The organism is Dyadobacter flavalbus, assembly GCF_006149045.1.
GTDB lineage: Bacteria > Bacteroidota > Bacteroidia > Cytophagales > Spirosomataceae > Dyadobacter > Dyadobacter flavalbus.
Genome location: NZ_VBSN01000049.1, coordinates 230,474 through 245,858, shown reverse-complemented (window position 1 = coordinate 245,858; position 15,385 = coordinate 230,474). Strand labels below are relative to the sequence as shown.

Here is a 15,385-nt window from a genome sequence, read left to right as displayed (position 1 = left end):
AATAATGCTCGGAATAAGATTGTTTGTCAGGCGGAGATCAGCGGTACGGCAACGAAAAACCAGCCCGCTTCCTGCCTGATCACAGGTGTCGGCTGTCCCAGCATCTGGTACCTTGCCAGAATATTGGACAGTCCGACGCCATTGGAAGCCACACGTATATTTTTCTTCTGCAGATTATTGCTGACGTGCAGGTTCGCCAGATCGTCTGTATGGATTTTTACGTTCAGCGGCATATCGTTCATGACAATATTGTGTTTGACGGCATTCTCGATCAGCAGCTGCAGAGTTAACGGCGGAAGCTGGTGATGCGCCCATGCAGGGTCCACTTCAATCGTCAGGTTAAAGCCCTTGCCATGCCGGGTCGCCAGCAAATGGGAGTACGAACGGATGAATTCCAGCTCGTCGGACAGGTTAATCAGGTTTTGCTCATTGGCGCGCAGCACATAACGGTACACCGAGCTGAGCTCTTCCACAAAACGTTCGGCAAGCTCGGCGTCCTCACCGATCAGCGCCATGAGCGAGTTAAGGCTGTTGAACAGAAAATGCGGGTTGATCTGCTGTTTGAGCACGTCCATCTGTCGCTGCATATGCATTTCTTTCAGCTCGAATTCACGCTTTGTACTTGCCTGCAACTGATAATAGGTGAAAATGGCTTCGTGACAGCCCGCCGAAATAACGTTGGTCACGAAGCCTATGACGAGCACCCACAGCACATTTTCCGGCTTGTAGGGCAGTTTCAGCAAACCGTAGCAGTAAACCAGCAGCAGCATCATGGCCATCATGACTGCCACGTACATGAGCATCGAATACATCAGCCGCGAACCGAAATCATCGGGTTTGCCGAAGCGGTAGCGCATGAACTTCATCCATAATGTCAGCATCAGGAACACCATTGCTCCCCACAAGTTGGCCAGTACGGTAACTTTGATAAACAGGCCGGTGTTCTGAAAATACATGCCGCCAAAAAGAATGTAATTTACGATAATGATTGCCGGAGAGTTCAGCAGATAAACCAGGACGTCGTACCGGTCAAACTTGGCCCATTGTTTCATGATGCGCATGCAGGATTTACAAAACGAATATACGGAATGGATGCGGCAATGAAACACCCGTAATCAGTGAATTGTAACATATTGTCGTTGTAATTCCGCTGCAATGCCTTTGGCGATTGCGCGCCGGCCAAACCATCTCAGCAGCGGTTCCATTGCCGACATGATTCCCGTAAGCCGGGTACCGCTGATCAGGAACATGTAACCCAGGATCAGCGGGCTTTGCGGAACACCTTGTTTATTGGTTTTTCCGTCGTGCGCCAGTCCGTAGGTAATTTGTAAAGTTTGCTCAAATCCCGGGCAGCCGGGAGCAATGCGGCATTGAAACCGGCATTCCGATTTGCTCTGGTTGAAAAACCGGTGTTTGCTGCGGGCCGGTGCAATTATGGTTTCACCTGCTGACAAACGGATGATTTTTCCATTCAGTTCGATGCTCAGTTCTCCGGAAAGACAGGTGAATTCTTCTGAAAAATGATCGTGATAATGAAGCGGGTTGCCGGCTCCCGCTGCCAGGCTTACTTCTACCAGTGTGTACCTGCCGCCACTTTCACGGCTGGTTTCGAGAAATACAACTTCATCTTTCATCAATGGATTGGTGATGGTCCGTGCCGGTTTTTCGAGCGTGTTCATTTTTGTAATTGTTTTCATGGCTGATTTTTGATATCTTTTTTTGATTTGACTCATCAAAATTCAGCAGAAAAACGGCAGCGGTAAACCTGTTGTGCCTTGAAGCGTAATATGTACGGGCTGAACCGGAAAAGAGGTTCAATGAAGCGATCCGATTTTTTGTGACCAGTCAGTTTTTCCCTGGCATCCTTGTGTTTCCCGAGTGAATCCGGCAAATAAATGATCGATATCAGGCCTTCAACCCGGTTGGCTGTTTGATAAAGCAGGCATCATTCCGGACATTCGGACAAAGGTTTGGTCTTGCCCGTTCCCATTTCCCAGCAGTTTCCGTACACGTCGGAATAGATCACGCGAAGCCGGAACGAATTGCTGGTTAATTTCTTTTCCATTATCCGGGACAAAGAATCGTTGTCATTGACCTCAATCAGGGATAAACCATTGTTTGCAGGCACCACATAGCCGCTTTCCATTTCACTTCTTCCGAGACCTTTTGGAAAACCTATTTCGTTGCGGATAAAATCGAAAGTGCTGCTATAAACGGAATCTCCCATTTCCCAGCTTACATTCCGGATGATGGCCGGCCCGATCCCGAAATTATTGACATTGTATGAATAGGAATGTTCTGCATTGGAAAAAGAAGCCGAAAGATATGGCCATACCGAAGCATGCTGCTGCTCCCGTGCAATTTTGGTTTGAAATACAGAAACGATCAGGGCGGCAAAGCTCAGGAAAGTCGCGGATAAGCCGAGTAATACTTCAATATTGATTTTTCCTGTTTTCTTGGGTTCTTCGGATGCCATGAATTTTTATCAGGGTAGCGTTATTTTTCTTTATTCCTGTTTCCTTGCTCCGGCAAGTGTGTTTCTGCTTTCTTGTCAACTCACATTGCCTGCACTGGATTTCCGGTATGCACAAAAGCATCTTTAAAAGGGTTTTTACCTTTTCTAATAAAAGCATGTAATCCGGAACTGGAAGAAAGCCGGCTTCAACCGCACAGATCAGCAAGAATTACATTACTGTGAAAATACCCGCACCCGAGTAACTGAAAATATTGATTCTCGGAAAAACGAAAAAAATTAAAATAAGGCAACAGTCAGCCATACCCTACATTCCGTTCACCGGGGCGGTAGTGTCAGCGTATTTATGAAACATAAAACCGAAAGCAATACTCAGGAGACAATACCAGATAACCACAGGAACGGCATCAGGAACCGTGCAAATGACAAAAAGCGGTATAACGGAACTGACGGCAACGGACCTCATTACAGACCGGGGGAAAATCAGGAAGATACCGATGTTGGCAAGCATCCAAACGGAGTAAATTGCTATCCAGTACCACAAGGCAAAAAACAGACGAAATCCGATTGTCAGAAATACGGAACTGATTGTCAGAGGAACCGATGCATGATCCGGGTTCATAAAATACACGGGTATCCACGATCCGGTGATGTCTATAAAGAGGAACAGAATCAGTAAAAGAATGAGGTTCCGAATTGGTTTTGATAACATTTTCTTTGGAAAGCGAGGTGAAAGGTTTTCCGGACAATTTAGCCCTGTTCACCATAACAGCAGTTACCGGAATGTTAAATATCAACAAACATTTGTTTCACAACCGGATACGGTTACCCGTACTAATCAAGCCCGTTTCATAAAAATGCCCCCGAAGCCTATATGGCATTTTCGGGGGCGGGAAGCGGGAAAAAACTTTTATATTTCTGAAAGGCTGTTAGCGAAACAAGATTTTACATCCTCGTTTATTCGGCCACGAGGACTTTCAAAACTTCTGTGGCTGTACCGGAACGTATTTTCAGCAGGTAAATTCCTTTGTCAAGCGAAAATCCGGAAAGGTCAACCTGCTTCAGGGCGGAAGCCGCACTTTGTTCAGATGCCTTCACATCATACGATCTGCCCGACCGGGTAATCAGCTGCAGGGAAACTGCACCTTCATGCCTGCTGGAAAGACTGAGTGTAAAGTGTTTTTTTACCGGATTGGGATAAACCGAGGATACAGTGCTTTTCTGATGCAACAATTCATCTTTCACCTCAGGTTTCGCACTGAGGCGGGAACTGTTAGCAACAGGTTTTTGTGTTGTAACGACAAGCTCGGGAGCCATGCCCGAAGGGTTTTCCCTGCTGTGAAAAACAAGTTTTTTGTTGGCGGACGTCGGATTTCTGAGCATGATGCTGACAACCTTGTCACCTTCCGTCTGCGATTGCACAAAGGCGGTCACATCCAGAATATGATATTCTGGCACATTGCCCGCTGCTTTGCGGGTCAGGGGCCAAGCACTGCTTGCCGGGGCGTTGTTATAAGTAATGCCTGTTTCAGTCCAGGCATCGTTGTCCACGCTGTACGCAGACGTATTGACTTTCCTTGTACTTTCCACATTATAGCCGTAAATCCGGAGCCTGGCCGAGGTTACATCACTGATGCCGGTCAGCAGAAATTTCAGGTATGTCTGACGGCTGATGTTGATCCCTCCCGACTTGACGATCAGCTGATCCTCCGTGCCGAAATTTTCATCGGGAAAATAGGTATGCACATAGGCATCTGCAACAGCGGGTAATGTAAGTGTTGATTTGGTAAAATCCGACTTCGGGATGACCTCAATGGCGGCTACCGTGGGCAGATCGGCAGCGCCTTTTGAAAAATTGATATTTAAAACGCCGTCCGTAACCGTCAGTTGAAATTCTTCCTCCAAGGCTGCGAGTGCATCGTCTGCTTTGGCATAAATATCATAGTTTTCCAGCTTCCGGTTTCCTTCCATATCCACGTTGAACAAGCGTTTGCCTGCGTTGCCTTTTGGTGAATCAAACCATATTTCAGCGAAATGCAGCACGACAACATAATCGCCGTTGACAACCGGAATATCGTAGCTGAAAGAAGGCGCGCTTCGCTCGGTACGGTAAAGCACGTCATCCGTCGTATACAGGATTTCCCGGCCGGGAATGTAATAAATCCGGTCGAAGCCGCCAAAGTACCGGTCTTCGCTGAACAGGCGCCCGTCCGAAGTGGTAAAACTCGGCCCGCCGGCATTGATACGGACGGTTGTCAGCTGGTTGCCCGGAACTACCGTCAGCAGTACGTTCAGCGTTGCACCGGCATATCCCGGCGCTATTGCATTCACGGTGGCATTGTACGTGCCCGGTGCCAGGCCGGCTGCATCGACGTTAAAAGACAAATTTCCCAGTGCAGACGAAGGAAGCGTAAGCCAGGAACTGTTGGCCGATTTGGAAAGTGTAACCTGAGGCAAACCGCTGCTTGCCACAAGCAAAACGGACTGTGCCGGGGCGGATGAATCCGCAGTGACGGTAAAGCCGAGATTACTGGCTGAAAAGCTGAGCACCCTGATATTGAATTCCGGAGCCAGCTTCACAATCCAGAAATCGGCTTCGCCTCTGGAAGCTTCTGTCTTGTCTTGCCCTGTTGGTGAATCGGAATTGCCGCCCAGTATATAGCCGCCGTCACGCGTCAGTTCTATGGATTGAAGAAAATCCGAGCCCGGTCCGCCGATGGTTTTGTCCCATTGTTTGTTGCCATCCGCATCCATTTTTACCAGCCAGTAATCGTCTCCTCCTTTTGAATCTTCGCTTTTGTCCGCGCCGGCAGGAGAGTCCGAGTAACCTCCGGCCAGAAAGCCGCCATCCGCAGTCTGAATGACCTGCCTGATATTGGCGAGTTTAAAATCATCGTTTGCAGCGGAAGCAGTGAAAATCTTGCGCCATATTTCTATGCCTGTGTTTTCCAGTTTGACAACCAGATAAGGAATGCCGGAATCAGGCGTTTCAGTCTTTATAGCCACAATATACTGCCCTTCGCGGGTCTGGTGAACGTCCATGAGTTCACTTTGATGAAGGTTGAATACGGTACCCCATTCAATCCTTCCGTTCGGGGAAAGTTTAATAATGTAACTGTCGGAATAATCCTGTCCTGGAACGTTGACGGTATTGCCGCCTACAATATATCCGCCATCCTGCGTAGGGTCAATTTTAGTTTTATGAATATATTCAACGGGATTGTCCCACTGAATGCTGCCGTCAGCCCTTAACTTTACAACCCATGATTCCGTACCTGCCTTGGTCTTGTCACCGCTTACCCCGGAATTCGATGTGCCAACAAGCACATAACCACCATCCGGAGTCTGTTTGGCATCTGTCAGGATTTCTTCTCTGGTACCGCCAATGGTCTTGTCCCATTCAATTTCACCATCCGCATCAGTTTTGACGATCCAGTAATCACCGCGGATACCTCCGGACGCGGCTTTGTCGTTCTGGCTTTTGTCACTGCCCGCATCCGATGTGGAATTTCCGGCCAGCAAATAACCGCCGTCAGCAGTCTGAAAAACTTCTTTCAGCTCATCAACACCATTTCCTCCGTACGTTTGGTCCCACTGCTTGGTACCGTCCGGCGCCACTTTTACCACCCAGTAATCATCATTTCCATTACCGGCCTGCGTTTTGTCGCCGCCGATGGCCGAATTGGACTTTCCGGCTGCGATATACCCGCCGTCTGCGGTTTGTTTTACAGCATATAAATATTCTCTCAGGTTGCCGCCGAGTGTTTTGTTCCATTCAATGGCCGGCTGTGCCCGTGTACTCAATGAAAATTGAAGCAGCAGCAGCAGCAGGACTGGGCATTTTGCCAGCTGTTTTTCAGCCGTCGAAAGCCTGCCGGCTTTTTGTTCTAATGTGGAAAGCCGATGAGCCGGGCAGCGTTGCGGGCTGTCGGACAAGGCGTGTAAAGAAGTGTTCATAAGCATGGATTGGTTTTTAGGATTAATTAATATTTTGCTGTAAATGAACATACTAACTGTGCGATCCATGGAGCAGGCGCGATCAATACGGGGATAAGTTGTGCGGATAATGAATTTACTTTACCGCTAAATAGGTATTTCCGGAGCATTCACTCGGGAAATGTTACAAGCCGGAATTCTGGTTCTGTGAAAGGGCAAAAGGAGGGCGTGCGGAGGCGGACTGGCCCGCATGTTCAGCCATTTTTCTGGATCAACGCGGCGGTACGTGCTGCCAGCCGGATTTCAGGGATACGGCCATTTTGTTACTTTAAAGATCGGTAAAGTTTGGATTGTAAGATTTACCGTCTACATTTGCGGTATATTATAATTAGTCTAAATAAGCCGTATGTTTATTCGTCCTCCTTACCGTATGTCTTTCTAAAAAAACCGTTATAAAACAAAAAGGCCGCACGGCGCCAACCGTACGGCCAACCACACTGGAGTGTGGTACTTTTAAAGTCGTCAAAAATTAAAAGTAATGCAAATTAGAAAAATTTTCATTACAGGTATACTCTGTGCCTGTACATTATTATCGTTCGCCCAGAATGCTTCTGTAAAAGGTACGGTCAGAACAGCGAACGGCGAACCGCTCCCCGGTGCTTCTGTCTCTCTTTCAGGCACTTCACAAGGTGTTTTCTCGGATTTCAAAGGACATTTTATTCTTGATAACCTGCATCCGGAACGGTACACACTGCTGGTTTCGTTTCTCGGATATGAAACGCAGTCAAAAGAAGTAAATGTAAAAGCGGGTGAAAATGTCAGCGCGCATTTCAGCCTCAAACCAGCAACGCAGGACCTTGAATCCGTTTCTGTGATCGGACGTTCCGAAGCGAAGGAAATCAACCGGCAGGCTTACAATGTCACAGCCATCGATGCAAAAAAACTTCAGAATTCAACGCTTGATCTGTCACACGCCCTGGACCGGGTTTCGGGGGTAAGGGTGCGGGAAAGCGGCGGGGTGGGTTCCAATATGAATTTTTCCCTGAACGGCTTTACAGGAAGACAGGTAAAGTTCTTTCTGGACGGCATTCCGATGGATAATTTCGGATCCTCTTTTCAGCTCAACAATATTCCCATCAATCTGGCCGAAAGGGTAGAAGTATACAAAGGCGTCGTGCCGATCGGACTGGGTTCCGATGCGCTGGGCGGAGCCGTGAACATTGTAACGAACACCAGACAAAACAGTTACCTGGACGCATCGTATTCCTACGGTTCTTTCAACACGCACCGGACTGCCATCAATGCGGGCTATACGGCAAAAAACGGTTTTACAGCACAGATCAATGCTTTTCAGAACTATTCGGACAACAATTACTGGATTGATGTGGATGTTGCAGACGTTAACACGGGCGAGTACTTCAAAAACCAGCGTTTACGGAGATTTCATGATACGTACCATAATGAAACGCTCATTGCAAATGTCGGACTGGTGGGCAAAAAGTTTGCGGACCGACTTCTGATCGGGATCACACTCGGCCAGAACCGGGCCGAAATCCAGACCGGCGCACGGATGGTCAGCGTGTTTGGCCAATGGCACCGCAAAGGGAATATTGTCATGCCGAGCCTGAAATACCAGAAAAAGGATCTGCTGATCAAAGGTCTGAACCTGAACATTTCTGCCAACTACAATCTCGGACAGGAACAGAACATTGATACCGTTTACCGCCGTTACAACTGGTTTCAGCAGTTCAAACAGTACGAAGGCACAGGCAGCGAACGGGAACGCTCGCTTTACAAGTTCCGCAACAACAACGGTCTGGCCACGGCCAATCTGACTTACCAGATTGATGAGAAACACGCTCTGACCATCAACAATGTTTACAATACCTTCAACCGGAAAGGCAGGGACGAACTTTACCCCGATGCAGACAAATACGAGCAGCCGCGCATCAACGCCAAAAATGTACTCGGCCTGGGTTACAAGTTTGATTACAGCGACCGCTGGAATACGTCCGTTTTTGTAAAGCAGTTTACGCAGCGCAACAAGTATTCGGTCACCTACAACCCGAGCGGGAACTACGGCGATGTCGCTTACTTGGAACAAAAAAACAATTTCAGCAAACTGGGATACGGCGTTGCTTCTACTTACTTCATTTATAAAAACCTGCAGTTAAAAGGCTCTTTTGAAAAAAGTTACCGTTTGCCCGAAACCGATGAGCTATTCGGCGATCTGCTGAATCTGGAAGGCAATATTGATCTGGATCCGGAAACGAGCAACAATTACAATCTGGGTTTCAGTTATCAGGGCAGTATTAGCAAAGTTCACCGGTTCAGCGTGGATGCCAATTTCCTGTACCGTGATGCCCAAGGATTTATCCGGCCCAGGCTGAATGCAAACCAGACCAAACAGGTGATGGACAACCTGGCCGACGTTACCAACTTCGGGGTGGACGGAGAAGTGCGCTATTCTTTCCGGCAATTGCTGACGGCGGGTATAAATCTTACATATCAGGACCTTCGGAATAACACCCGGTTTGAAGACGGTTACACGACCGAAAGCCCGCTGTACCGCGACCGCATTCCCAATATGCCTTTCATGTTCGGCAATGCCGATGCTGCCCTTTTTCTGAAAAATTTCGGCAGGGAAGGAAACACGCTGACACTCGGCTACAACCTGCTCTTCGTGCATGCCTACTATTTGTACTGGCCGAGCCTGGGAAGTGACAAGCTGGATATTCCGCGCCAGCTGAGCCATGACGTCAATGTTGTATATGCCATGGCCAACGGGAAATACAATGTGGCGTTCGAGTGCAAAAATATGCTCGACAGCAAACTCTACGACAATTTCAGCCTTCAGAAACCCAGCCGCGGCTTCTACGTCAAGCTCAGGTATTTTATCAGCAAGTAATCAGCAATCAATTCAATAAGTTCAAAACTCAATTTTAACAGATTATGAAAAAGCCATATTTACACTGGTTCTTTGTACTGGGAACGGGCCTGTTTTTAAGTGCATGCAGCGATGATAAAACCATAGAGCCTCCCATCATTACAGATCCGGTCGCAACAGCTCCTTCCCGGTATGTAGTCGCTTCGGCGCCCGTCGGTTCGTCAGGCGTGGCGGATTACCTGCTGACGACGAGCGACCTTTCGCAGGGCACCATCAGCACCGTTGGAAAAGGAATTGAGCAGGACGGTTCGTACCGTTATTATATAACGCATAAAGGCAAATTTTTCAGTCTGTTGTACGGGCAGGGAAATCCCGGCGCAGTCACAACCTACACGCTCAGCGAAGCCGGAGAGCTTGTCAAATCATCCGATTTCCAGAGCGAGACAGTACAGGTATTTGCTCCGGCGGGCGATGACATCCTGACGATCAAAGTGCCGAGAAGCGGCAATGAAAGCGCATCGTGGTTCCGGATCAATGCAGACCAGTCCAAAATTGTGGGCGAAGGACAGATCAATATCGTCAGGCTGGCCGGAAACGGGGAACGGGCACATTTTACATGGGCTACGCAAGTCGGGGATAAAATATTCGCGCCTTACATGAGCATCAAAGGAGCGGCACCGGATGTATTCGGAACGGCTTATCCCGACAGCAGCTGGATTGCCGTTTTCTCTTACCCGGCCATGCAGCTTGAAAAAGTAATCAAAGACAACCGCACCAGTTTCATCGGATCTTATTTCAACAATGGACTTCTCGTAGATGAAAACGGCGACACATATGCATTTTCACCGGCTGTTGCCACCAGCAGCGGAAAGCCGGCCGGTACCAAACCGTCGGCTTTTGTAAGGATCAAAAAAGGCACAACAGAGTTTGATCAAAGCTATTACTTCAATGTGCAGGAAAAATCGGGCGGTAAAAAAGTGATCGGGCAAACGTACCTCGGCAAAGGAAAATCGTTGCTTTATATGCTGACCGACGCTGCAAACCAGTACGGTCCGACGAGGCTGGCCATTTCCGATTTATACAATCAGACTTTTACATGGGTAACGGGCACGCCTGAAAGCATCGCTTCCAGATCGGCATCTTACAACAACAACACGGTCAGCGCCGACGGCAAAACGATATTCGTAGGAATAAATACGGACGCGGGAAGCTGGGTATATGCCATTGACATTGCTACTGCAACGGCCAGGCAGGGCCTTAAAGTGGAAGGCGGCGCCATCACGGCCATTGTGAAAGTAAAGTAAAGATTTGCCATTGTCATCATAAAGCCTTTCCGCTTTTCCGGCGACGGGCTTTATAATAGCAGTTTGTTTTCATGGCGCGTATTTAAATCTTCTGATCATTTGCCGTTCCTTTTATGACAACATTTAAAAAAGTAAATAACTGGCTTCATTTATGGCTGGGCCTGATTTCCGGAATAATCGTTTTTATTGTCTGCATCACCGGTTGTGTCTGGGTTTTTAATGAAGAAATCACCGGGATGCTGGAACCTGAAACCAAAATCGAAAGGCAGGATAAACCCGTAATCATGCCGTCCCGACTGATGCAAATAGCCGCTGCTTCCTACCCGGATATGAAAGTTTCGTACGCTACTTACCAGCAGGGGCGCAGCATTTATCTGGCCCTCGGCGAGCGGCGCGGGCCGAACATAACGCTGAAAATAAACCCTTATACCGGAAAAGTGATCAGCAGGGAAGTGCACAGGAAAGGTGAAACCAATTTCTTTCGCTGGGTGCTGAACGGACACCGCTTCTTGTGGCTGCCTTTCGAAATCGGCCGTCCGGTTGTCAATTACGGTACGCTGGTGTTTGTCATTCTGCTCATTACCGGGCTGATCTGGTGGTATCCCAAAAAATGGACGCAAAGTACGGTTGATAAAAGCTTTAAAATCAAATGGGGTGCTTCTTTCAAGCGTGTAAACCTTGATCTGCACAATGTACTTGGGTTTTACTCGCTCTTATTTTTGCTGGCTATTGCTTTAACCGGCATGGTTTACGGCATCCAGTGGTACAGTGAAGGGCTGTACTGGGTTACTTCCGGCGGTGATTCTCTGCCGGGAAGAGCGCGTGATACAAAGTCGGACTCGCTGATGGCCGGCAAATATTATACGCCGCAGCAGGCCATGGACAAAGCCTGGAACCACGTCATTTCCAAACATCCGAAATCAGAAGGGTTTTACTATACATTTCCGGAGGCTGCAAAAGCCACTTCGCCCATATATGTAACGGTTTATCCGAACAGCGGCCAGTTCTATAACAACCGCGGTTATGTTTTTGACCAGCATACATTAAAAGAACTTCCGCGTGACAAGGTTTTCGGCGGCCCGTATGAAGAAGCGGCTTTCGGATCGAAGCTCCGCCGCATGAATTACGATATTCATGTCGGAAGCATCCTGGGGTTTCCGGGGAAAGTGCTGGCGTTTCTCTCTACTTTGATCGGTGCCAGCCTGCCTGTAACCGGTTTTATAATCTGGTGGAACCGCAAGGGATTCGGGAAAAGCAAGAAGAAGCGGGAGAAGGGGAGAAAGGAGAAAGGGAGTAGGGACAATGGGGTTTCTTTGAATGAACCTGTTGCTGCGAAGCTGGCTTTCAGGCCCAAAGTTCAGAATACGGTGGCATTTACTAAAATAGCTCCGACGGGAAATAACCCCGGAAATGCATAAGACCAGTTTTGTTTACAATTCAATTGATTAAAAAAATACAGTACATATGACTACCCTGAAAAATCTGATAGTGTTTGTTATCGTATTGCTGTCGAGTGCCGGCAGCCTTTTTGCCCATGCACTCTGGATAGAAACCAACACCGTTGGAAAAGCCGGACAGAAGCAGACGGTGAAAATCATTTATGCCGAGCCGGACGACAAACCGGAAAAAATCGGTGACTGGTATTCGGATGTGAAAGAGTTCGAGCTTTGGCTCATTGCGCCCGACAAGCAAAAGACAAAGCTGGCGACCGTAGCGGCCGGGGATCACTTTACTTCGGAATTTACTCCGAAACAGGACGGCGTATATACCCTGACGATCAGCAAGGCGGCCAGGGAGCTGGGCGGTTCCACGGTTTACCAGTTCAATGCCAGTGCCGTCGTTAAAGTAGGAAAATCGCTGACCGGAAATGAAGCTTCCTTTAATGAAAACGAGATCAACGTCTTTGCCGATGCCTCCGGAACGTTCAGAACAAACCAGTCTGTAAATCTTACGACCCTGTTGAAGAACAAGCCCGCTGAAAAAATGCAGGTAAGCATTGCATCTCCGAGCGGCTGGAACAGGCATGTCCGTTCGGATGCAGGCGGAGCGGCGGAATTTGTACCGGTATGGCCCGGTACTTACAAAATCGAGGCCTCGGCCAGTGAAAAAGCGGAGGGCGATCATTTCGGCAAGCCATACAAATCCATCTGGAGAAGCGCCACCTTGCTGATTGACGTGCAGTAGCAGCTGTTTCTGAATGGTTATATAATTTTAAAAGTTATGATCCGCTCTGATTAAAAAAGCCATTTACTGCAAGCAGATTCTCATGCAGGATCTGTTTACAGTAAATGGCTTTTTATTTATACCAAAAAACTGCTTACTTTTTGTAAACGCGGTATAATCTTCCCTGGTCCGTAACGGCATACAAGGCGCCGTCTTTTCCTTCCGTGATGTCGCGGAAACGTTGTCCTTCACTGGCAAGAAGCCTTTCTTCCCCTACGACTTTATTGTTTTCGATGACAAGCCTGGCTATGTGCATGCTGCTCAGTCCGCCGATGAACAGATTGTTTTTCCACTCCGGAATGCTGTCGCCGCTGTAAAAGGTGATTCCGCTCGGAGAAATAACCGGGTCCCAGTAATAAACAGGCTGTTCCATTCCTTCTTTTACCTGAATAGAGTCACCGATTTTCTTGCCGCTGTACTCGATACCGTAAGTGATTGTTGGCCAGCCGTAATTTTTTCCCGGCTCAATGCGGTTAAGTTCATCGCCGCCTCTCGGTCCGAATTCCACTTCCCACAAATCTCCGGTTTCCGGATGAAAAGCGAGTCCCTGTACATTGCGGTGTCCGTAAGAATACAGCTCCGGTCTGGCGCCGGATTTTCCTTCAAACGGATTGCCTGAAACAGGCTTGCCCTCTTTGGTAATCCGGATCACTTTTCCCAGGGCGGAGTTCAGATGCTGTGCCTGCGGCCTGGTAACCGTGTCGGAACGTTCTCCGGTACTAATGATAAGGTCGCCATTTTTGTCAAAAAGAATACGTCCGCCGTAGTGAAGATTGCTGGCATATGCCGGCGTGGCCTGATAAATAACCTTGGCGCCTTCTATTTTCTTTTCATCTGCAGATAACTTGCCCTTGGCTACGGCCGTGAGGTTGCCGTCGGGCAGCGCCTGTGAGAATACCCAGTAAACCATTCTGTTCTTTTCAAATTCGGGATCAACGCGGATGCCCAGCAAGCCTCCCTGGCCTTCGGAATTTACGGCAGGAATCCCGGTGATGGGCGCACTGACTTTCCCGTCCGTGGTCGCAATGCGCATGGTTCCGGCTTTTTCGGTAATGATCAGTCGGCCGTCAGGTAAAGTGGTTATGCCCCATGGATTCTGGAGTTCGCTGCTCAGGACTTTGCCTTCGTAGGCAGTAGCGGATTTCACACTTCCGATCCGGGTCTGGCCTTCAAATGAGGGTTTATAGTCCGAATTGGCTTTCTGGGTTTCAACGGGTGCACCGGTGCTGTCCTTTTGTGCAGTTTCGGAAGTCTCCGATGATTCTTTCTGGCAGGATGCAAGAGAAAAAGCAGCAGCTGCCGCAATCAGCAAAACATATTTTGTCATTGTTTTTGGAAGTTAACAGGTTTGGAAATTGAGTTGTATACGTACATGATCATGTACACCTCATCCCTGCAAATGTAAAAATCGTTTTATTGTATCAAAAATGAATTCACATTATTAAGGGATTCAGTAATGAATTTCTGCTGGCAAAAAAAATTGATTATCAATGCTGTTAAGCAGGAAAAGACCTGCGCGCACCGGATAAAAATCTTGCTGCAGATACACAAGGCATCAGCCGCGGATCAGCAGCATGAAAGTTTTCATAAAAAGACTCTGCAATTCTACTTTGCGAGGGAAACCAGTTTCTTGAAACCCGTAATAACCACGAAAGCGATCAGTCCGGCAACGATGCCGATTCCCAGTTCTTTGATCGTAGTCGGAAGCCCGGGAAAAAGATGGTGAAAATATTCGATATTATGGACAAAGATTCCGCCTGACACCAACAATAAGGCTACGGTTCCCACCGCACCCAGCACCTTGATCATGACAGGAAGTGCCTTGACCAGTAAATGGCCCAGTTTTGAAAAGAACCCTTTATCGTTCGACTTTTTAATCAGCTTGTAGCCGGCATCGTCCGATCTTACAATCAGCGCAACAATGCCGTAAACGCCAACGGTCGCCAGCAATGCAACTACTGAAACCGTCAGAATCTGTATGGTGAGATTTTCATCTATAACACTGCCCAGCGCAATGATCACGATTTCTATGGACAGGATAAAGTCGGTTGTTACGGCCGATTTGATTTTTGCCTTTTCGGTATCAACGTCAATCGTCTGCGTTTCGGGTTCCACTTCTTTTATGACGGAATGTTCGCTTTTGGGATGATGAAAAAAGTACTCGATTATTTTTTCGACACCTTCATAGGCCAGATAAAGTCCTCCCAAAAGCAGAATGTACGTGATGGCCGACGGTAAGAACACATTCAGCAGCAAGGCCAAAGGGACGATAATGAGCTTGTTAAGCAGTGAGCCTTTTGTAATGGCCCACAAAACCGGCAATTCCCGCTCGGACAAAAAACCGGTTGCTTTCTCCGCATTCACAGCCAGGTCGTCGCCCAGAATACCCGCCGTTTTACGTGTTGCCACTTTTGTTGCCAGCGCAACATCATCCATTAAGAATGCTATATCGTCTAAAATCGCAAAAAATCCTGATGCCATATTCTATTTTATCTTGCGCGAATATATTATAAAAAACCGATCCAGCAGGGTTTGTCAAAATACAATGGTAACCGGGATGGT

Annotated in this window: 11 protein-coding genes; 4 read left to right on the top strand and 7 right to left on the bottom strand. The window is 48.0% G+C overall.

The genetic code is table 11. From position 1 onward, the window contains the following. Positions 1–26: 26 nt before the first annotated feature. The 5 genes from FEM33_RS16870 to FEM33_RS16850 all read right to left on the bottom strand — a co-directional run bounded on the left by FEM33_RS16870 (position 27) and on the right by FEM33_RS16850 (position 6,430). On the bottom strand, positions 27–1,061 hold the full coding sequence (locus FEM33_RS16870; protein ID WP_229214284.1) for a sensor histidine kinase: 1,035 nt from the start codon (positions 1,059–1,061) through the stop codon (positions 27–29). Positions 1,062–1,115: 54 nt separating this feature from the next. Next, a complete protein-coding gene (locus FEM33_RS16865; protein WP_139013168.1) occupies positions 1,116–1,697 on the bottom strand; it encodes a cupin domain-containing protein in 582 nt (193 codons plus the stop codon). Between the two features lie 248 nt (positions 1,698–1,945). Next, a complete protein-coding gene (locus tag FEM33_RS16860) occupies positions 1,946–2,476 on the bottom strand; it encodes a DUF8453 domain-containing protein (protein ID WP_139013167.1) in 531 nt (176 codons plus the stop codon). A 304-nt stretch (positions 2,477–2,780) separates the two neighbouring features. Further along, on the bottom strand, positions 2,781–3,185 hold the full coding sequence (locus tag FEM33_RS16855; RefSeq protein WP_139013166.1) for a hypothetical protein: 405 nt from the start codon (positions 3,183–3,185) through the stop codon (positions 2,781–2,783). Positions 3,186–3,430: 245 nt separating this feature from the next. Continuing rightward, a complete protein-coding gene (locus FEM33_RS16850) occupies positions 3,431–6,430 on the bottom strand; it encodes a CBM96 family carbohydrate-binding protein (RefSeq protein WP_161597167.1) in 3,000 nt (999 codons plus the stop codon). 517 nt (positions 6,431–6,947) lie between these two features. Here FEM33_RS16850 and FEM33_RS16845 point away from each other — a divergent pair. The 4 genes from FEM33_RS16845 (at position 6,948) to FEM33_RS16830 (ending at position 12,784) form a co-directional block, all read left to right on the top strand. Further along, positions 6,948–9,317: a TonB-dependent receptor gene (locus tag FEM33_RS16845; RefSeq protein WP_139013164.1), complete on the top strand. Its 2,370-nt coding sequence runs from the start codon at positions 6,948–6,950 to the stop codon at positions 9,315–9,317. A gap of 44 nt (positions 9,318–9,361) precedes the next feature. Continuing rightward, positions 9,362–10,600 carry a DUF4374 domain-containing protein gene (locus tag FEM33_RS16840; protein WP_139013163.1) on the top strand — a complete coding sequence of 413 codons (1,239 nt, stop codon included), beginning with the start codon at positions 9,362–9,364 and terminating at the stop codon, positions 10,598–10,600. Positions 10,601–10,713: 113 nt separating this feature from the next. Continuing rightward, on the top strand, positions 10,714–12,018 hold the full coding sequence (locus FEM33_RS16835; RefSeq protein ID WP_139013162.1) for a PepSY-associated TM helix domain-containing protein: 1,305 nt from the start codon (positions 10,714–10,716) through the stop codon (positions 12,016–12,018). A 46-nt stretch (positions 12,019–12,064) separates the two neighbouring features. Further along, positions 12,065–12,784, top strand: a complete 720-nt coding sequence (locus FEM33_RS16830; protein ID WP_139013161.1) for a DUF4198 domain-containing protein — start codon at positions 12,065–12,067, stop codon at positions 12,782–12,784. 133 nt (positions 12,785–12,917) lie between these two features. Here FEM33_RS16830 and FEM33_RS16825 read toward each other — a convergent pair whose 3' ends face one another. Then, positions 12,918–14,150, bottom strand: a complete 1,233-nt coding sequence (locus FEM33_RS16825) for a PQQ-dependent sugar dehydrogenase (RefSeq protein ID WP_139013160.1) — start codon at positions 14,148–14,150, stop codon at positions 12,918–12,920. A 278-nt stretch (positions 14,151–14,428) separates the two neighbouring features. Beyond that, positions 14,429–15,304, bottom strand: a complete 876-nt coding sequence (locus tag FEM33_RS16820) for a DUF808 domain-containing protein (protein WP_139013159.1) — start codon at positions 15,302–15,304, stop codon at positions 14,429–14,431. Positions 15,305–15,385 lie beyond the last annotated feature (81 nt).

What these genes read in the sequence shown, in the direction of transcription:
- FEM33_RS16830 (WP_139013161.1), top strand. Translation starts at nt 12,065, where the DNA reads ATGACTACCCTGAAAAATCTGATAGTGTTTGTTATCGTATTGCTGTCG.
- FEM33_RS16855 (WP_139013166.1), bottom strand. Translation starts at nt 3,185, where the DNA reads ATGTTATCAAAACCAATTCGGAACCTCATTCTTTTACTGATTCTGTTC.
- FEM33_RS16870 (WP_229214284.1), bottom strand. Translation starts at nt 1,061, where the DNA reads ATGCGCATCATGAAACAATGGGCCAAGTTTGACCGGTACGACGTCCTG.
- FEM33_RS16825 (WP_139013160.1), bottom strand. Translation starts at nt 14,150, where the DNA reads ATGACAAAATATGTTTTGCTGATTGCGGCAGCTGCTGCTTTTTCTCTT.
- FEM33_RS16850 (WP_161597167.1), bottom strand. Translation starts at nt 6,430, where the DNA reads ATGAACACTTCTTTACACGCCTTGTCCGACAGCCCGCAACGCTGCCCG.
- FEM33_RS16820 (WP_139013159.1), bottom strand. Translation starts at nt 15,304, where the DNA reads ATGGCATCAGGATTTTTTGCGATTTTAGACGATATAGCATTCTTAATG.
- FEM33_RS16840 (WP_139013163.1), top strand. Translation starts at nt 9,362, where the DNA reads ATGAAAAAGCCATATTTACACTGGTTCTTTGTACTGGGAACGGGCCTG.
- FEM33_RS16860 (WP_139013167.1), bottom strand. Translation starts at nt 2,476, where the DNA reads ATGGCATCCGAAGAACCCAAGAAAACAGGAAAAATCAATATTGAAGTA.
- FEM33_RS16835 (WP_139013162.1), top strand. Translation starts at nt 10,714, where the DNA reads ATGACAACATTTAAAAAAGTAAATAACTGGCTTCATTTATGGCTGGGC.
- FEM33_RS16845 (WP_139013164.1), top strand. Translation starts at nt 6,948, where the DNA reads ATGCAAATTAGAAAAATTTTCATTACAGGTATACTCTGTGCCTGTACA.
- FEM33_RS16865 (WP_139013168.1), bottom strand. Translation starts at nt 1,697, where the DNA reads ATGAAAACAATTACAAAAATGAACACGCTCGAAAAACCGGCACGGACC.